This window comes from Microbacterium sp. CH1 (assembly GCF_001595495.1).
Taxonomy (GTDB): domain Bacteria; phylum Actinomycetota; class Actinomycetes; order Actinomycetales; family Microbacteriaceae; genus Microbacterium.
Window position 1 is genome coordinate 140,357 of sequence record NZ_LOSO01000011.1, and the last position, 17,979, is coordinate 158,335.

A 17,979-nucleotide genomic window follows, 5' to 3' on the forward strand; every position below is an offset into this window, starting at 1 on the left:
GTTACGGGGGCGCTCCGGCCCCAGCGAAAGGCTCTTTCCGTGGCAATTCTCGAGTTCGTCCTGCAGGTCGTGCTGGGCATCACCAGCGTCCTGCTGACTCTCCTCATCCTCTTGCACAAGGGTCGCGGCGGCGGCCTTTCCGACATGTTCGGCGGCGGCATGACCACTGCGGTCGGCTCCTCCGGTCTCGCGGAGCGGAACCTGAACCGCTTCACCGTCGTCCTGGCGCTCACGTGGTTCATCGCCATCGTGGCGCTCGGCCTCATCACGAAGTTCGAGGTGATCTGATGGCTACCGGTGGAAACGCGATCCGCGGTACCCGAGTCGGTTCCGGTCCCATGGGGGAGCAGGACCACGGCTACCACGCCGACCGCATCGCGGTGTCGTACTGGGACGGTCTCGGCAATGAGACGGTCCGCTACTTCGCCGCCGGTCTCCCCGAGGAGGAGATCCCGGAGATCATCGACCACCCGCAGTCCGGTCTTCCGGCCGGGCGCGACAAGGAGAACCCTCCTGCCGTCGCCAAGGCCGAGCCGTACAAGACGCACCTGGCCTACGTGAAGGAGCGTCGCACGGACGAGGAGGCCGTCCAGCTCCTGGAGGACGCCCTCACCCAGCTTCGCGAGCGTCGGGGTCAGTGACCGCCGACTGAGCGAGAGGAGAAGCCGCCGTGGTGACCACGGCGGCTTCTTCCGTCTCAGCGGCAGCCGGCCGCCGCGTCGATGTAGGCCTGCGGGGGATACCCGTAGGCCCAGACCCCGTTCGCATCGTCGGTGAAGCCCATGCTGATGGCCCAGGCCGTCGCCCACTTCTCGATGCTGTCCTGGGTGGACGAGTCGTACATGCCCTCGCACTTCACGCTGATGGCATGGCCCACCTCATGGGCGACGAGCGCGCGGCTGCGTTCGGCTGGCCACTGCTCCGCCACCGAGTCCGACAGCTGGATGACCGCGCGCCCCGGATCGTCCCACCACCAGGTGGTGTACCCGCCCATGCTGCCGTTGTACCCGGCGCCGTTGACGACCGGGGCCCAATCGAACTCCAGCAGGACCCCGGGCGCGAGAGACCGCGCGAACGCCTCCACCTCGAGCCGCGGGTTCTGCAGCGGACCGGCCTTCTCCGCGAGCTCCGCGGCTTCGGTCGCGATCACCTGCGCAGCCGCGTTCTGCAGGGCGGCGTAGACAGTGGCGGTCGTGTCATCGACCGTGGTCGCGGCGGTGGCGTCTGCGGCGGCGTCGCGCAGGGCGATCACGGCGGTGTTGCGGGCGGAGAGGTGCTCGGCCTCGAAGGCGGCCGCCGCGCTTCCGGCCGCCGTCATGACCGCGACGCCGCTCTCAGAGACGGCGTTCCGGCCGGCAGCGGCGTCGGTGGAGGCCGTCCTCAGGTCGTCGACGAGCCTCTCCACTCGTTCCCGGTCCGCGTGGAGTGCAGACGTGGCTCCGTAGAGCTCCCAGAACCACGACGGCTTCTCTCCCTTCGGCGGAGGCGTCGCCGCGGCGACCCTCTCGACCTCCGCGCCAATGGCCTCACCGTCGGCGACCGCGGACATCAACGAGTCCCAGGCGTCATCCGGCACGGGAAGGCTGGTGTCTCCAGTGTCGAGGATCACGTGTCCGGCGTCGGTCGATTCGATGAGTTCGCCGTAGCGGTGACCGACCTCCGTGCTCTGCGCCTGGAAGCTGCGCGAGGCGGTCTCGAAATCGCGTCGGGCGTCGTCATAGCCGAGGTTCGCCGAGACCTGTGCGGTCGCCAGCCCGCCGACCAGGACCAACCCGCCTACGAGCCCGGCGACGACCCGACCACGAGGGCGACGGCGTCTCCGGGGCGTCGTGTCGGCGGAGGGTCGCGTCGTCACGGGCTGTGACAGCACGACCGGAAGACGGTGGCCGCCGTGCGGCAGGCTCGGTGGCGCGACAGAGCCGGAGGGGAGCGCATCCGTCACGACATGTCCATTCGCTCGGGCCTTCCGACCGGGGGTGGCTGCATCTGCTGTCAGCGTATTGGACGCAGCGAGCATCCGTCACTGACCGCGGAATGCCAAGATGAGCGCGTGGCAGGTGTGACGGTGCGGACGATGACCGCGGATGAGTTCGATGAATGGATGGACGAGATCGCGCGTGCCTACGCGCACGAGCAGGTCGCCGCGGGGCGCTGGCCCGCGGATGGAGCGGTGGAGCGGGCGCGCGCCGACAATGCGCGCATGCTGCCGCGAGGGCCGGACACACCGCGCATGCTCGTGCTCCGTGGACTCGACGCGGACGGGCGGGCCATCGGCCGCGCTTGGGTGGGGCTCGATCATCCGCGCGGCGCCCCCGGAGTGGCGTTCCTCTACGACATCGAGGTGGAGGCCGCTCGCCGCGGCGAGGGACTGGGGCGCGGTCTGCTCGCGGCGGCGGAGCACGCGGCACGCGCTGCGGGTGCGACGGCGCTCGAGCTCAACGTCTTCGGCGGGAACCGGACGGCGATCGGGATGTACGAGACGGCGGGCTACGAGGTGGTCACGCAGCAGATGCGGAAGCAGCTCTGATCGGGGGAAGGCTGCGAGGAAGGAGAGGGGGTGACGGGAATCGAACCCGCGCAATCAGTTTGGAAGACTGAGACTCTACCATTGAGCTACACCCCCGGAACCGGAGTCCGGACTCCATCGATCATAGCGGACGGTCGGGCATGCTCCTGTCCGTTAGACTCGGTGGGGCTGAATCTGCGTGCGGATTCCCCGGGGCGTAGCTCAGCTTGGTAGAGCGCCCGCTTTGGGAGCGGGAGGTCGCAGGTTCAACTCCTGTCGCCCCGACTCGACCCCACGACCTTCCAGCCGCGTTCTGCGCGGAAACCACAAGGAGAACACACCAGCATGGCGAACAGCACCGTCGAGAAGCTGACCCCGACCCGGGTCAAGCTCACCATCACGGTCACCCCGGACGACCTCAAGCCCAGCATCGCGCACGCCTACGAGCACATCGCGCAGGACGTCCAGATCCCCGGCTTCCGCAAGGGCAAGGTGCCCGCTCCGATCATCGACCAGCGCATCGGCCGCGGCGCCGTCATCGAGCACGCCGTCAACGAGGGCCTGGACAAGTTCTTCCGCGAGGCGACCGCCGAGCACAAGCTCCGCATCGTCGGCCGCCCGTCGGCCGAGATCACGCAGTGGCCGAACGAGAAGGACTTCTCGGGCGACCTGCTCGTCGACGTCGAGGTCGACGTGCGCCCGGAGATCGAGCTCCCCGACTACGCGGGCATCACCCTCGAGGTCGACGCCGTGGAGGCCGACGAGGCCGCCCTCGACGCCGAGCTGGACAACATGCGCGCCCGCTTCGGCACCCTCATCCCCGTCGACCGCCCCGCGGCCAAGGGCGACTTCGTCGAGCTGGACCTCGTCGCCACCATCGACGGCGCCGAGATCGACCGCGCCGAGGGCGTCTCCTACGAGATCGGCTCCGGTGAGCTCCTCGAGGGCATCGACGACGCGATCGAGTCGCTCACCGCCGGTGAGGACACCACCTTCCGCTCCGCCCTCGTCGGCGGCGACCACGCCGGCAAGGAGGCGGAGGTCTCCGTCACCGTGAAGGCCGTCAAGGAGCGCGAGCTTCCCGAGGCCGACGACGAGTTCGCGCAGATCGCGAGCGAGTTCGACACGATCGCCGAGCTGCGCGACAGCCTGCGCGAGCGCGTCGAGCAGCAGGGCGTCTTCACGCAGGGCTCCGCCGCCCGCGACAAGCTCGTCGAGACGCTGCTCGCGCAGATCGAGATCCCGGTCCCGCCGCAGCTCATCGAGGACGAGGTGCACAACCACCTCGAGGGCGAGGGTCGTCTCGAGGACGACGTGCACCGCGCCGAGGTGACCGAGGCCAGCGAGAAGCAGTTCCGCACGCAGGTGCTGCTCGACACGATCGCCGAGCAGGCCGACGTGCAGGTCTCGCAGGAGGAGCTCTCGCAGTACCTCATCCAGTCCGCCGCGCAGTACGGCATGGCGCCGCAGGAGTTCGTCGAGGCGCTGCAGTCCTCGAACCAGCTCCCCGCGCTGGTCGGCGAGGTCGCCCGGAACAAGGCGCTCGCGATCGCCCTGGGCAAGGTCAAGGTCGTGGACACCAACGGCAAGGCCGTCGACCTCTCCGACTTCGTCGTGACCGACGACGAGGCCGAGTCCGAGGACGAGAAGCCCACCGAGGCCGAGGAGAAGCCGGCCGCGAAGAAGAAGGCTCCGGCCAAGAAGGCGGCCGCCAAGAAGGACGCCGACGCGGACGAGAAGCCCGCTGCGGAGAAGAAGCCCGCCGCCAAGAAGCCGGCGGCGAAGAAGGCTCCGGCCAAGAAGGACGCCGACACCGCCGAGTGATCGGCACGGTCGAGTGAAGAGGGCGGGTGCTGCGGCATCCGCCCTCTTTCTCATAGAGGGAAGGACGACGGGATGACGAGCTGGGACGACCGCATCGAGCAGGTGTGGACGGAGGCCTCCGGAGAGGAGGTCGGCGACGAGACGATCACGCGCATCGACGCCCTCGCCGCCGAGCGGGGTGCGGACGACGCCAGGGCCGAGTTCGAGCGCGCCGGTGCCCGCGATTCCGCGGGACGCCCGGCGGAGGCCGTGGAGCTGTACCGCCGAGCCCTGGCGCTCGGCCTCGACGAGGAGCATCGCCCGCAGTGCGTGGTCCAGCTCGCGAGCTCGCTGCGCAACCTCGGAGACTACGACGAGGCGCTGCGGGTGATCCGAGCCGAGGAGGAGATCGCGGCGGACGGGCCGTATCGGGACGCGGTCGCGGTGGTGCACGCCCTCATCCTCGCGAGTGCCGGCCGGCCCGCGCAGGGCCTGTCGGTGGCCATCCTCGCGCTCGTCCCGCACCTGCCCCGCTACCACCGGTCGATGACGGCGTACGCGCACGAGATCGCCGGCAGCGACACCTGATATGCCGACGGCGAACACGACCTAGGGGCTGTGCGTGCGCCGGTAGATTCGAATCACTGAAACACGGAAGCAGGAGCTGACATGGCTGAACCCCTCGTCGCGACAAGCGTCTTCGACAGGTTGCTGAAGGACCGCATCATCTGGCTCGGCTCGGAGGTGCGAGACGACAACGCCAACGAGATCTGCGCGAAGATCCTCCTTCTCGCCGCCGAAGACTCCGAGAAGGACATCTACCTCTACATCAACTCGCCCGGCGGCTCGATCACCGCGGGCATGGCGATCTACGACACGATGCAGTTCGTGCCGAACGACATCGTCACCGTCGGCATCGGCATGGCCGCGTCCATGGGCCAGCTGCTGCTGACCAGCGGCACCAAGGGCAAGCGCTACATCACGCCGAACGCCCGCGTGCTGCTGCACCAGCCGCACGGCGGCTTCGGCGGCACCGCGAGCGACATCCAGACCCAGGCGCAGCTCATCCTGTCGATGAAGAAGCGCCTCGCCGAGATCACCGCGTCGCAGACCGGCAAGCCCGTCGAGCAGATCAACGCCGATGGCGACCGCGACCGCTGGTTCACGGCGGAGGAGGCCCTCGAGTACGGCTTCGTCGACCACATCCGCGAGCACGCCAGCGACGTCACCGGCGGCGGCGGCACGGGCGTCGAGTAAGGATTCGAGAGGACACCATGTACACACCCACGTTCCAGTCCGCCGGAAACCTGCCCTCCAGCCGGTATGTGCTGCCGCAGTTCGAGGAGCGCACCGCCTACGGCTTCAAGCGCCAGGACCCGTACAACAAGCTGTTCGAAGACCGCGTGATCTTCCTCGGCGTGCAGGTCGATGACGCGTCGGCCGACGACGTCATGGCGCAGCTCCTCGTCCTGGAGAGCCAGGACTCCGAGCGCGACATCACCATGTACATCAACTCGCCCGGTGGCTCGTTCACCGCGATGACGGCGATCTACGACACGATGCAGTACGTCGCGCCGCAGATCCAGACCGTCGTGCTCGGCCAGGCGGCCTCGGCCGCGTCCGTGCTGCTCGCGGCCGGTGCCCCCGGCAAGCGTCTCGCGCTGCCGAATGCGCGCGTGCTGATGCACCAGCCCGCGATGGGGGAGGCCGGACACGGTCAGGCCTCCGACATCGAGATCCAGGCGGCGGAGATCCTCCGCATGCGCACCTGGCTCGAGGAGACCATGGCCCGTCACACCGGCAAACCGGTCGAGCAGGTCAACCGCGACATCGATCGCGACAAGATCCTCTCGGCCAACGAGGCGCTGGAGTACGGCATCGTCGACCAGGTGCTCACCTCGCGCAAGCGCGCGTAGTCCGCATCCGCAGAGAAGGACGCCCGTCGAATCGACGGGCGTCCTTCTCGCGTCTCCGGCGGATGCGCGCGGGAGGATGGCGCGACTGCGCATATGAGCAGATGGGTGCGCGAACGCTGAATCCGGCCTACCCTGGAGGAGGAAGGAGGACACCGTGGAAGAAGATCTGCTCATGGTCCGGGTCGCCGAGCTGTACTACGACGAGGACAAGACGCAGGACGAGATCGGTGGTCTCCTGAAGATCTCCCGCTGGAAGGTCGGGCGCCTCCTCACGCAGGCGCGGCAGCGCGGCATCGTCCGCATCGAGATCGTCCACCCGCGCGCCCGTCGGCTCGGCCTCGAGCGCGAGCTCGTGGAGCGCTTCGGTCTCACCGACGCCGTGGTCGTCCCCTCGCCGGAGGGCGACGAGGGCACCCTGGAGCGCGTCGCTCAGGCGGCCGCCGACTTCCTGACCGCCCTCCGTCCGGTTCCGCGCACGCTCGGCGTGAGCTGGGGCAAGACACTCCGCGCCGTGGCCGAGGCCCTGCCCGACGGCTGGGCGAACGGCGTCACCGTCGTGCAGCTCAACGGTGGTGTCAGCCTCAACCGGCGCTCGGGCGGGGCCGCGGGACTCGCAGTGACCATCGCCCAGCGCGCGTCCGGTCAGGTCTCGCTGCTGCCGAGCCCCGCGATCCTGGAGCACGTCGAGACGAAGCAGGCCATCGAGGGCGACCGCACCGTCGCGGCCGTACTGGAGGAGGCGGCGGACGCCCAGGCGTTCCTGTTCACCGCCGGACCGTGCGATGCGACCTCCGCCCACGTCGAGAACGGCTATCTCACGGCCGCCGATGTGGAGGAGCTGGCGCGCCGCGGTGCCGTCGGCGACGTCCTCGGGCGCTACGTCGACGCCGAGGGCAACATCGTCGACCCGCAGCTGGACGCCCGCACGGTCGGCGTCTCGCTCGACCGCCTGCGCGGCGCCGCGCGGGCCATCTTCGTGACGGCGGGCCCCGCCAAGCACGACATCGCGCGCACGGTCGTGACCAGCGGCCTGTGCGGGGTCCTGGTGACCGATGAGACCACAGCACGAGCATTGTTGGAGGAACAGTGACGACGACAGAACTCAGCCGCAGGACGGCGGTGGACGTCCTCGGCGGTGAGCCGGACGACGCGACCCTCCGTCGTTTCCTGCACGGCCTCCCCGGCGTGGACGCCGTCGGGCTGGAGCAGCGCGCTGCCGGCCTCGGCACCCGCTCCATCAAGACGACGTCGAAGGCCTGGGCCCTCGACACGATCATCAAGCTGATCGACCTGACCACCCTGGAGGGGGCGGACACCCCCGGCAAGGTCCGTTCGCTCGTCGCCAAGGCGAAGAACCCGGATGCGGCGGATCCGTCCACGCCTCGGGTGGCGGCCGTGTGCGTCTACGGCGACATGGTCGCCGGAGCGGTCGAGGCCCTCGGCAGCCTGCACGGCGACCCCGACGACGGCCTCATCTCGGTCGCCGCGGTGGCCACCGCCTTCCCGAGCGGCCGGTCCTCCCTCGCGATCAAGCTCGCCGACACCGCGGAAGCGGTCGCCGCGGGTGCGGACGAGATCGACATGGTCATCGACCGCGGTGCGTTCCTGTCCGGCCGCTACGGGCTGGTGTTCGATCAGATCGCTCAGGTCAAGGAGGCGTGCCGCCGTGAGGACGGCTCGTACGCCTCGCTCAAGGTGATCCTCGAGACCGGCGAGCTGAACACGTACGACAACATCAAGCGCGCCTCCTGGCTCGGCATCCTCGCCGGCGGTGACTTCATCAAGACGTCGACCGGCAAGGTGCAGCCGGCGGCGACGCTGCCGACCACGCTGCTCATGCTGGAGACGGTGCGCGACTGGTATCGCGGGACGGGCGAGCGCATCGGCGTGAAGCCCGCCGGCGGCATCCGCTCGTCGAAGGACGCGGTCAAGTACCTGGTGACCGTCGCCGAGACCGTGGGGGAGGAGTGGCTCCAGCCGCACCTGTTCCGATTCGGCGCCTCGAGCCTGCTCAACGACGTGCTCCTGCAGCGCCAGAAGCTCACCACCGGCCACTACTCCGGCCCCGACTACGTCACGATCGACTAGGACACCCGACATGTCATTCCTGGAATACGCTCCGGCTCCGGAGTCCACGGCGGTGCTGAACCTCAAGGACAGCTACGGGCTGTTCATCGACGGCGAGTTCGTCGACGGCTCCGGCACCCCCTTCCGCACCATCTCCCCGGCGACGGAGAAGGAGATCGCCGAGATCGCCTCCGCCGACGACGCGGACATCGACCGCGCCGTCGCCGCGGCCCGTCGCGCCTACGACAAGGTCTGGTCGCGCATGAGCGGCCGCGACCGGGGCAAGTACCTGTTCCGCATCGCCCGCCTCGTGCAGGAGCGCGCCCGCGAGCTCGCGGTCGCCGAGAGCCTCGACAACGGCAAGCCCATCAAGGAGAGCCGCGACGTGGACGTGCCCCTCGTCGCGTCCTGGTTCTTCTACTACGCGGGCTGGGCCGACAAGCTCGACTACGCCGGGCTGGGTGCGAACCCGCGTGCTCTGGGTGTCGCCGGTCAGGTCATCCCGTGGAACTTCCCGCTGTTGATGCTCGCGTGGAAGCTCGCGCCCGCGCTGGCGGCCGGGAACACGGTCGTGCTCAAGCCGGCCGAGACCACGCCGCTGACGGCACTGATCTTCGCCGAGATCCTGCAGCAGGCCGATCTCCCCGCCGGTGTCGTGAACATCGTCACCGGAGCCGGGGCGACCGGTGCCGCCCTGGTGCGTCACCCGGACGTCGACAAGGTCGCCTTCACCGGCTCGACGGGTGTGGGTCGCGACATCGCCCGCGCCGTGGCGGGGACGAACAAGAAGCTGACGCTGGAGCTGGGCGGCAAGGCCGCGAACATCGTGTTCGACGACGCGCCGATCGACCAGGCCGTCGAGGGCATCGTCAACGGCATCTTCTTCAACCAGGGCCACGTGTGCTGTGCGGGCAGCCGCCTGCTGGTGCAGGAGTCGATCCACGACGAGGTCGTCGACCGGCTGAAGAGCCGGCTGTCGACGCTGCGTCTCGGCGACCCGCTCGACAAGAACACCGACATCGGCGCGATCAACTCCGCCGCGCAGCTCGCCCGTATCCGTGAGCTCAGCGACATCGGCGAGGCCGAGGGTGCGGAGCGCTGGACCGCCGACTGCGCGATCCCGGAGCAGGGGTTCTGGTTCGCCCCGACGATCTTCACCGGCGTCGAGGCCTCGCACCGCATCGCCCGCGACGAGGTCTTCGGGCCGGTGCTGTCGGTCCTCACCTTCCGGACGCCCGCCGAGGCGATTGCCAAGGCCAACAACACCCCGTACGGTCTCTCCGCCGGCATCTGGTCCGACAAGGGCTCGCGCATCCTCGCGGTCGCCGACCGGCTGCGCGCGGGCGTCGTGTGGGCGAACACGTTCAACCGTTTCGACCCGTCGAGCCCGTTCGGCGGCTACAAGGAGTCCGGGTACGGCCGGGAGGGCGGTCGCCAGGGCCTCACCGCCTATCTCACCCCTCGACAAGCTCAGGGACCCCACGGAGGAGAAGGACGATGAGCAAGCGGCTGACCGTTCCGAAGACCTACAAGCTCGCGATCGGCGGGGCCTTCCCCCGGAGCGAGTCCGGACGCACGTACGAGGTCGTCTCCCGCAAGGGCGCCTTCCTCGCCAACGCCGCCCAGGCCTCCCGCAAGGACGCCCGCGATGCGGTCGTCGCCGCGCGTGCCGCCGTTAAGGGCTGGTCGGGGGCGACGGCCTACAACCGCGGCCAGGTGCTCTACCGGGTCGCCGAGGTCCTGGAAGGGCGTCGTGCGCAGTTCGTCGACGAGATCGTGGCGCAGGAGGGCATCTCGTCCTCGGCGGCCACGGCGCAGGTCGACGAGGCGATCGATCTCTGGGTCTGGTACGCCGGCTGGTGCGACAAGTACGCCCAGGTGGCGGGAAACGCGAACCCCGTCTCCGGTCCGTACTTCAACATCTCGGTGCCCGAGCCCACGGGTGTGGTCGCCATCGTGGCCCCGCAGGACTCGGCGCTGCTCGGCCTGGTCTCGGTGGTCGCCCCGGCCCTCGTCGCCGGGAACACCGTCGTCGTGGTCGCGAGCGAGCAGTACCCGCTCTCCGCGATCAGCCTCGCCGAGGTGCTCGCGACCAGTGATCTCCCCGGGGGCGTGGTGAACGTGCTCACCGGCTCGCCGGCGGAGATCGCGCCGTGGCTCGCCTCGCACCAGGATGTGAACGCCCTCGACCTCGCCGGCGCGGGCGCGCTGGAGTGGGTCGACATGCAGATCGCCGCGGCGGAGACGCTGAAGCGCGTGCTCGCCCCCGGCGACGTGGTGGCCTCGCCGGAGCGGATCGCCGCGTTCACCGAGGTCAAGACGGTCTGGCACACCAAGAGCATGGTCTGACGACACGTCAGGATGACCGAGGGCCCCGTCGCGCACCGCGCGACGGGGCCCTCCTCACGTCGCCGGGGGAGAGATCGTGGTCGCGGCTGTCTCCCCGCGGAATGACGGTGGAAGCGCCGCCGTCCGTCGGACCCGCCGAACGACTCGTCGCCAATGCGGCCCGGTGTCGTATGCAGCGGTTAGGCTCGAAGAACGATCCTGATCCCCCCGAGGAGGACGCGCATGGCCCGCATCGGTGAAAGCGCTGACCTGTTCAAGTGCTCTTTCTGCGGAAAGAGCCAGAAGCAGGTGCAGCAGCTCATCGCCGGACCCGGCGTGTACATCTGCGACGAGTGCGTCGAGCTCTGCAACGAGATCATCGAAGAGCGCATGGCGGAGTCGTCTGCCGAGGGTGTCGCCGAGTTCGAGCTGCCGAAGCCCCGCGAGATCTTCACGTTCCTCGAGGAGTACGTCGTCGGACAGGAGCCCGCGAAGCGTGCGCTGTCCGTCGCCGTCTACAACCACTACAAGCGCGTGCGCGCTCACGGCACCCTGCAGCCTGCTGAGCAGAAGGCCGAAGAGGTCGAGATCGCCAAGAGCAACATCCTGCTCATCGGGCCCACGGGCTGCGGCAAGACCTACCTGGCGCAGACGCTCGCCAAGCGCCTCAACGTGCCGTTCGCCGTCGCCGACGCGACGGCACTGACCGAGGCGGGCTACGTCGGCGAAGACGTCGAGAACATCCTGCTCAAGCTCATCCAGGCCGCCGACTACGACGTGAAGCGCGCCGAGCAGGGCATCATCTACATCGACGAGGTCGACAAGATCGCCCGCAAGGCCGAGAACCCGTCGATCACCCGCGACGTGTCGGGCGAGGGCGTGCAGCAGGCGCTGCTGAAGATCATCGAGGGCACGGTCGCCTCGGTGCCGCCGCAGGGTGGTCGCAAGCACCCGCACCAGGAGTTCCTGCAGATCGACACCTCGAACGTGCTCTTCATCGTGGCCGGGGCCTTCGCCGGGCTGGAGGATATCGTCTCGGCGCGCGTGGGCAAGCACGGTGTCGGCTTCGGTGCTCCGCTGCACGACAAGGGCAAGGACCTCGACCTGTTCAGCGAGGTGCTCCCGGAAGACCTCCACAAGTTCGGTCTCATCCCGGAGTTCATCGGTCGTCTGCCCGTCGTGACGAACGTGTCACCGCTCGACCAGGCCGCCCTCATCGACATCCTCACCGGTCCGCGCAACGCCCTCGTGAAGCAGTACCAGCGCATGTTCGAGCTCGACGGCGTCCAGCTCGAGTTCGAGGAAGACGCGCTGCGATCGATCGCCGACCTCGCCGTCGAGCGCAAGACCGGTGCCCGTGGACTCCGTGCCATCCTCGAGGACGTGCTCGGTCCGGTGATGTTCGAGATCCCGTCCGCCGAAGACGTCGCGAAGGTGATCATCACCCGTGCCGCCGTCGACGAGGGCGCCCCGCCCACCATCGTGATGGAGCGCAAGCGCAAGAGCGCCTGAACGCCTGCTCAGGCCACGGGCATGAGCAGGTCCGTGCGGAGCTTGTCGGGAGCGACATCCGGATCCGAGACGTAGACCTCGATCCAGACGCCGCGCGGGTGCAGCCCGGCCTCTGCGGCGCGCGCGACCAGCCCGGCCCAGCCGGCGCCGAGACCGTCGTAGGAACCGAAGACGCTGCTCGCGACGGCCTGCCCGGTCGGCAGGGCCGAGGCGATGATGGCAGTTCCATCACCGGTGGCGATCGGCTCCGAGGGTGGGGCCTGGACCGGGAAGCCGAGCTCCAGGTCGAACACACCCATCGGATCGCCGTGGTATATCGCGAGCGCCGGGCCGGCCGGAATCAGGGTGCCCGCAGCGAAGGCGGCACCGATCGCCGCGTATCCGGAGTCGAAGACATCGCGGAGGTCGGCGATCCGGATGCCCTCGTGGCGGATGACGGCCAGGGGAACGGCGTCCAGCTCCAGGCTGTCTGCGGGGCCGAACGGAGCGTCGGGGAATGCGTCCATGCGCTCAGGGTCTCACGACTCAGGAGTCCAGTCCACGGCGTTTCAGGAGCGGCTCGATCTCGGCGTCCCGTCCCCGGAAGTCGCGGTAGGCGGCCAGCGGGTCCTTCGAGCCGCCGACGCCGAGCAGCCGGTCGCGGAAGCGGTCCCCATTGGCGCGGGTGAGGCCGCCGTTCTCCCGGAACCACTCCACGGTGTCGGCGTCGAGCACCTCGCTCCAGATGTACGAGTAGTACCCGGCGCTGTAGCCGCCGGAGAAGACGTGGGCGAAGTAGGTGGAGGAGTACCGGGTCGGGACGGCGGGGTCGTCGAGACCGATGTCCGCCAGCGCGGCCGCCTCGAAGCCGGCGACATCGTCCACTGTGTCCTCGGCGGAGAGCCGGTGCCACGCCTGATCCAGCCATGCCGCGGCGAGGTACTCGCTGGTCGCGTGCCCCTGGTCGAAGGTCGCGGTCGCCCGCAGCCGCTCCACGATGGCGGGATCCAGCGGCTCGCCGGTCTCGTGGTGCCGGGCGTAGTGGTCGAGGACCTCGGGCCAGAGGATCCACATCTCGTTCACCTGGCTGGGGAACTCGACGAAGTCGCGGAACACGTTGGTCCCGGCGAAATGCGGGTAGGTCACCGTGGCGAACAGGCCGTGCAGAGCGTGCCCGAACTCGTGGAACAGTGTTGTCACCTCGTCGAGCGTCAGCAGCGTGGGCTCGCCGTCCCCGGGCTGCGGGACATTGAGGTTGTTGACCACGACCGGGGCGCTGCCGCGCAGCCGGGACTGGCTGACGATCGCGTTCATCCACGCGCCGCCGCGCTTGGAGTCGCGGGTGTAGAGGTCGAGCACGTAGAGCCCGAGCGGGGAGTCGTCGGCGTTGCGCACCTCGAAGACGCGGGCCTGCGGGTGGTAGGCCGCGAGGTCGTGCCGTTCATGGAAGGTCACCCCGTACAGGCGGGTCGCCGCGAAGAACACGCCGTCCTGTAGCACGCGCTCCGCCTCGAACCAGGGGCGCAGGGCGGCGGTGTCGATGTCGTAGCGGGCGGTGCGCACGCGCTCGGTGTAGAACGCCCAGTCGTGGGCCTCCACGGGGAAAGGCTCCGGTTCGGTCTCGTCGACGATGGCCTGGAGCGCGTCCCGTTCGGCGCGGGCGTTGCGCGCGGAGGGCGCGGCCAGTCGTCGCAGCATCCGCTCGACGGCCTCGGGGGAGCCCGCCGTCTCGTCGGCGGTGATGTATGCGGCATGCGACGGGTACCCGAGGAGGCGCGCGCGCTCGGCACGGAGGCGCACGATCTCGCGCAGCACCGGACGGTTGTCGTTGCCGTTGTCCCGCGAGCCCCGCGCGCGCGACGCCGCCATGATCCGGCGACGGGATTCCCGGACCGCGAGCCGGGCGAGCGCCGGATGGCCGGTGAACAGCGGCAGCGTGAGGAGGTAGCGGCCGTCGAGCCCGCGGTCGGCCGCGGCGCGTGCGGCGGCGGACAGCTCACCCGGGCTCAGGCCCTCCAGGTCGGCCGCGGCGTCGAAGACCACGGCGAGGTCGTTCGTATCGCTCAGCAGGTTCCGCTCGAACGTGTTCGTGAGCACCGACAGCTTCTGGTTCAGAGCCGTGAGCTGCGCCTTCGCCTCGTCGTCGAGCGCGGCGCCGGCATGCGTCATCTCGCGGTGGTAGCGCTCCACGAGGTAGCGCTGCTCGGGATCGAGGTCGAGCGCCTCGCGCTGCTCGTAGACGTGGGCCACGCGCGCGTAGAGCGCCGCATCGAGCGTGATCGCATCCTGGTGGGCGGCCATGAGTGGCGCGAGCTCCTCGTCGATCTCCTGGATCTCCGGCGTGGCATCGGCGGAGCTCACCGTGTAGAACGCGTGCGCCACCCGGTCGAGGAGCGCGCCGGACCTCTCCAGCGCCTCGAGGGTGTTCTCGAACGTCGGCATCGACCGCACGCGGGTGATGTTCGCGACCTCGGCGAGCTGCTCCGCGAACCCGGCGCGGAAGGCGGGGAGGTAGTGCTCCGGACGGATGGCCCGATAGTCCGGGAGCCCGAAGGGGAGGGTCGACGGCTGCAGCAGCGGGTTCGTGGCGTCGCTCATCCTCCGAGCCTAGCCATCGCCGTCCCCGGAACGTTCCGTGCTCAGACGGGTCATCACCTCTCGCAGGGCGTCGACGACGACACGGACCGAGCGGCGGCGCAGGTTCTCCGGCCGTGCGAGGACGTCGATCATGCGGTGCGTGCTCACGCCTCGGAGCGGGATGCGCACGATGGCGCGATCGTCCACGCTGCGCGAGGTGAACCGGGGGAGCATCCCCAGGACGCCGCCGGCCGCGACCACCGCCGACACCGCACCGTAGTCGTTGATGCGGTGCCGGACCTCGACCGGGCGGCGGGCGACGGCGGCGACGGCGCGGAGCACGTCGTCGGGGGAGTACCCCACACGGCTCGTCACCCACTGCTCGTCGGCGATCTCGTCCGGCGAGAGGGTGCGGCGACCGGCGAGAGGGTGCTCGGCGGAGACGGCGACGTCCAGAGGCTCGCGGACGAGACCTACGGCGCGGACGCCCTCGGTCGGCCACGGCGCGGAGTGCTCCATCCGATGGGCGAGGACGAGGTCGTACCGCGCGGTGAGACCGGGGAACTCGCTCTGCGCGACGTCCTCGTCCGTGAGACGCACGGTCGGGGCGTGCTCCTTGCCGGACAGCTCGCGCACGAGTGGGCCGAAGAGCGCCTGACCGACGCTGTGGAAGCCGCTGATGCTCACCTCTCCCGTCGCCGCGCCCTCGAAGTCGTCCAGGGCGTGGCGTGCCGCCGCCATCGCGTCGATGGCCTCAGCTCCGGCTGCTGCCAGGACCTCGCCGGCGGCGGTCAGCACGAGGGTACGGCCCTGGCGACGGGTGAGCGGGGCCGGGAAGGAGCGCTGCAGTGCGGCGAGCTGCTGCGAGACCGCGGAGGGGGTGACCCGGAGCGCTTCGGCGACGGCGGTCGCGCTTCCCAGCGCTCCGAGTTCGCGGAGGATCTGGAGCTGATGGAGTTCCACGACGACAGTTTAGTTTCCGCTATAGAGACGATGCAGAAGATGCCGATTGTTCTACAGCAACGGATGCGATGAGATCAGAGCATGAGAGCTCTGTTCAAGGAGGAACCCGGCGCCGGCCTCGCGCTCGTGGAGCGTCCCGACCCCGTCGCGGGTCCCGGCGAGGTCGTCATCCGTGTCCTCCGCACGGGCATCTGCGGAACCGATCTGCACATCCGGCGATGGGACGACTGGGCGGCCTCCGCGATCGCCGCGCCCCTCATCCCGGGACATGAGTTCTACGGGGAGGTCGTCGAGGTCGGGCCGCTCGTCCACGACATCGCGGTCGGCGACCGGGTGTCCGGCGAGGGACACATCGTCTGCGGCACCTGTCGGAACTGTCGCGCCGGGCGGCGGCAGATGTGCATCCGCACGATCGGACTCGGGCTGCAGCGCGACGGCGCCTTCGCCGAGTACCTCTCGCTGCCGGCGACGAACGTGTGGGTCCACCACGCCGAGGTCACCCCGGAGCTCGGCGCGATCTTCGACCCGCTCGGCAACGCCGTGCACACCGCCCTCCGCTTCCCGCTCGTCGGCGAGGACGTGCTCGTCACCGGGTGCGGTCCGATCGGCCTGATGGCGATCGCCGTCGCCCGGCATGCGGGCGCCCGCTTCATCGTCGGGACCGACGTGAGCGCGCCGCGTCTGGAGATGGCCCGCGGGATGGGAGCCGACGAGGTCGTCGACGTCTCCCGCCAGGAGATCCGCGACGCGCAGCGGGCGCTCGGCATGCGCGAGGGCTTCGACATCGGCTTCGAGATGAGCGGCGCGGCGTCGGCGCTCCCGGCGATGATCGACAACATGAACCACGGCGGACGCATCGCCATGCTCGGGCTGCCGTCGACCGGGTTCGACATCGACTGGGGCAAGCTCGTCACGCACATGCTCACGATCACCGGGATCTACGGCCGGGAGATGTTCGAGACGTGGAACGCCATGGGCGCGATGCTCCAGACGAGTGCGACGTTGCGCGAAGCGATCGGCCGGGTGATCGCCGAGGTCGTACCGGCGCGCGACTGGGAGCGCGGATTCGCGGCGGCGGAGTCCGCCGGCACGGGCAAGATCATTCTCGACTGGACGGAGCTGTGATGTACGCGACCTTCAAGGACCATGTGGCGCAGGAGCTGGCGGGAATCGAGGAGGTGGGGCTCACCAAGCGCGAGCGCGGCATCCGCGGACCACAGCGGGCGGAGATCACGGCCGACGGCGCCGGGGTGCTCAACTTCTGCGCCAACAACTACCTGGGGCTGGCCGACGACCCGCGCATCCTCGCTGCGGCCCGGACGGCCCTGGACGAGTGGGGGTACGGGCTCGCGAGCGTCCGCTTCATCTGCGGCACCCAGGAGCAGCACCTCGAACTGGAGCGTCGGCTCGCGGACTTCCTCGGTACCGATGACGCGATCCTCTACTCCTCCTGCTTCGACGCGAACGGCGGTGTCTTCGAGACGCTGTTCTCCGCCGAAGACGCGATCATCTCGGACGAGTTGAACCACGCGTCCATCATCGACGGGATCCGGCTGTCCAAGGCGCGCCGGCTCCGGTACCGCAATCGCGACATGGCGGATCTGGAGGAGCAGCTGCGGGCGGCCGCCGATGCCCGGTTCCGCGTGATCGTGACCGACGGTGTCTTCTCGATGGACGGCTACATCGCCCCGTTGACCGAGATCTGCGACCTGGCGGAACGCTACGACGCGCTCGTCTTCGTGGACGACTCGCACGCGGTCGGCTTCGTCGGCGAGAACGGACGCGGGACCCCGGAGCTGTGCGGCGTCGCGGATCGCGTGGACATCTACACCGGCACGTTCGGCAAGGCGCTGGGCGGCGCCTCCGGCGGGTACGTCGCCTCGCACGCGGAGATCGTCGCGCTGCTGCGTCAGCGCTCCCGCCCGTACCTGTTCTCGAACACCCTCGCTCCGGCGATCGTGGCCGGCACGCTGACCGCGCTCGACCTGGTCGAGGGATCGGCCGACCTCCGGGCGCGGCTGCGCGACAACGCGGCGCTGTTCCGCGCCCGGATGTCGGAGGAGGGGTTCGACCTGCTTCCGGGCGAGCACCCGATCGTGCCCGTCATGTTCGGCGATGCCGGTCTCACCGCCCGAATCGCCGCGGCGATGCAGGACCAGGGCGTGTACGTGACCGCGTTCAGCTTCCCGGTGGTGCCCCGCGGGAAGGCGCGGATCCGGGTGCAGCTCTCCGCCGCGCACACGCCCGACCAGGTGGAGCGCTGCGTAGCGGCCTTCGTCGCGGCCCGAGAGGCCGTGAGCTGATCGGATGCAAAGAAACGCTTGCAAA

18 protein-coding genes and 2 tRNA genes are annotated in these 17,979 nt (G+C 69.6%); 15 read left to right on the forward strand and 5 right to left on the reverse strand.

The window, feature by feature from the left end; all coding sequences use genetic code 11:
• Positions 1–39: 39 nt before the first annotated feature.
• Together secG and AUV07_RS03990 are read left to right on the forward strand one after the other, a co-directional pair.
• Positions 40–288, forward strand: coding sequence for a preprotein translocase subunit SecG (gene secG / locus AUV07_RS03985; RefSeq protein ID WP_025105023.1), 249 nt, complete (start codon positions 40–42; stop codon positions 286–288).
• Entirely contained in the window at positions 288–641 is a 354-nt protein-coding gene (locus tag AUV07_RS03990; RefSeq protein WP_025105022.1) for an RNA polymerase-binding protein RbpA, read from the forward strand. The genes secG and AUV07_RS03990 overlap by 1 nt, the downstream gene beginning before the upstream one ends.
• 56 nt (positions 642–697) lie before the next feature.
• On the opposite strand, the gene AUV07_RS03995 is transcribed toward AUV07_RS03990, so the two are convergent.
• On the reverse strand, positions 698–1,771 hold the full coding sequence (locus AUV07_RS03995; RefSeq protein ID WP_062634072.1) for a hypothetical protein: 1,074 nt from the start codon (positions 1,769–1,771) through the stop codon (positions 698–700).
• 279 nt (positions 1,772–2,050) lie between these two features.
• On the opposite strand from AUV07_RS03995, the gene AUV07_RS04000 reads away from it, so the two are divergent.
• Positions 2,051–2,527 (forward strand): GNAT family N-acetyltransferase, encoded by a 477-nt coding sequence (locus tag AUV07_RS04000; protein WP_102209574.1) that lies wholly within the window; start codon positions 2,051–2,053, stop codon positions 2,525–2,527.
• 25 nt (positions 2,528–2,552) lie between these two features.
• Here AUV07_RS04000 and AUV07_RS04005 read toward each other — a convergent pair.
• Positions 2,553–2,623: transfer RNA gene (locus AUV07_RS04005), tRNA-Gly, on the reverse strand.
• A 94-nt stretch (positions 2,624–2,717) separates the two neighbouring features.
• Here AUV07_RS04005 and AUV07_RS04010 point away from each other — a divergent pair.
• The 10 genes from AUV07_RS04010 to clpX all read left to right on the forward strand — a co-directional run bounded on the left by AUV07_RS04010 (position 2,718) and on the right by clpX (position 12,132).
• Positions 2,718–2,791, forward strand: a tRNA-Pro gene (locus AUV07_RS04010).
• 60 nt (positions 2,792–2,851) lie between these two features.
• Positions 2,852–4,330: a trigger factor gene (gene tig / locus AUV07_RS04015; protein ID WP_062634074.1), complete on the forward strand. Its 1,479-nt coding sequence runs from the start codon at positions 2,852–2,854 to the stop codon at positions 4,328–4,330.
• Positions 4,331–4,402: 72 nt separating this feature from the next.
• Positions 4,403–4,897 carry a tetratricopeptide repeat protein gene (locus AUV07_RS04020; RefSeq protein WP_062634076.1) on the forward strand — a complete coding sequence of 165 codons (495 nt, stop codon included), beginning with the start codon at positions 4,403–4,405 and terminating at the stop codon, positions 4,895–4,897.
• An 81-nt stretch (positions 4,898–4,978) separates the two neighbouring features.
• Positions 4,979–5,566 (forward strand): ATP-dependent Clp protease proteolytic subunit, encoded by a 588-nt coding sequence (locus AUV07_RS04025; RefSeq protein WP_025105018.1) that lies wholly within the window; start codon positions 4,979–4,981, stop codon positions 5,564–5,566.
• Between the two features lie 17 nt (positions 5,567–5,583).
• Positions 5,584–6,225: an ATP-dependent Clp protease proteolytic subunit gene (locus AUV07_RS04030; protein ID WP_025105017.1), complete on the forward strand. Its 642-nt coding sequence runs from the start codon at positions 5,584–5,586 to the stop codon at positions 6,223–6,225.
• Positions 6,226–6,379: 154 nt separating this feature from the next.
• A complete protein-coding gene (locus tag AUV07_RS04035; RefSeq protein WP_060921184.1) occupies positions 6,380–7,315 on the forward strand; it encodes a sugar-binding transcriptional regulator in 936 nt (311 codons plus the stop codon).
• On the forward strand, positions 7,312–8,313 hold the full coding sequence (gene deoC, locus AUV07_RS04040) for a deoxyribose-phosphate aldolase (protein WP_025105015.1): 1,002 nt from the start codon (positions 7,312–7,314) through the stop codon (positions 8,311–8,313). Before AUV07_RS04035 ends, deoC begins: the two co-directional genes overlap by 4 nt.
• A 10-nt stretch (positions 8,314–8,323) precedes the next feature.
• On the forward strand, positions 8,324–9,793 hold the full coding sequence (locus tag AUV07_RS04045) for an aldehyde dehydrogenase family protein (RefSeq protein ID WP_062634078.1): 1,470 nt from the start codon (positions 8,324–8,326) through the stop codon (positions 9,791–9,793).
• Positions 9,790–10,641 (forward strand): aldehyde dehydrogenase family protein, encoded by an 852-nt coding sequence (locus tag AUV07_RS04050; protein ID WP_062634080.1) that lies wholly within the window; start codon positions 9,790–9,792, stop codon positions 10,639–10,641. The genes AUV07_RS04045 and AUV07_RS04050 overlap by 4 nt, the downstream gene beginning before the upstream one ends.
• Before the next feature lie 222 nt (positions 10,642–10,863).
• Positions 10,864–12,132, forward strand: coding sequence for an ATP-dependent Clp protease ATP-binding subunit ClpX (gene clpX / locus AUV07_RS04055; RefSeq protein WP_025105011.1), 1,269 nt, complete (start codon positions 10,864–10,866; stop codon positions 12,130–12,132).
• Positions 12,133–12,140: 8 nt separating this feature from the next.
• On the opposite strand, the gene AUV07_RS04060 is transcribed toward clpX, so the two are convergent.
• From AUV07_RS04060 to AUV07_RS04070, 3 genes are read right to left on the reverse strand one after another with little or no spacing between them, the layout of a single operon-like run.
• Positions 12,141–12,638, reverse strand: a complete 498-nt coding sequence (locus AUV07_RS04060) for a GyrI-like domain-containing protein (protein WP_062634082.1) — start codon at positions 12,636–12,638, stop codon at positions 12,141–12,143.
• A 19-nt stretch (positions 12,639–12,657) separates the two neighbouring features.
• The gene (locus AUV07_RS04065; RefSeq protein WP_062634084.1) at positions 12,658–14,709 is read right to left on the reverse strand and encodes a M3 family metallopeptidase; all 2,052 of its coding nucleotides are present in this window, start codon (positions 14,707–14,709) and stop codon (positions 12,658–12,660) included.
• A gap of 9 nt (positions 14,710–14,718) precedes the next feature.
• Positions 14,719–15,651 carry a LysR family transcriptional regulator gene (locus AUV07_RS04070; RefSeq protein ID WP_062634085.1) on the reverse strand — a complete coding sequence of 311 codons (933 nt, stop codon included), beginning with the start codon at positions 15,649–15,651 and terminating at the stop codon, positions 14,719–14,721.
• Between the two features lie 81 nt (positions 15,652–15,732).
• Between AUV07_RS04070 and tdh the strand changes: the two genes are divergently transcribed.
• Positions 15,733–16,776 carry an L-threonine 3-dehydrogenase gene (tdh, locus tag AUV07_RS04075; RefSeq protein ID WP_062634086.1) on the forward strand — a complete coding sequence of 348 codons (1,044 nt, stop codon included), beginning with the start codon at positions 15,733–15,735 and terminating at the stop codon, positions 16,774–16,776.
• A complete protein-coding gene (locus AUV07_RS04080; RefSeq protein ID WP_062634087.1) occupies positions 16,776–17,954 on the forward strand; it encodes a glycine C-acetyltransferase in 1,179 nt (392 codons plus the stop codon). The genes tdh and AUV07_RS04080 overlap by 1 nt, the downstream gene beginning before the upstream one ends.
• The last annotated feature ends 25 nt before the right edge of the window (positions 17,955–17,979 follow it).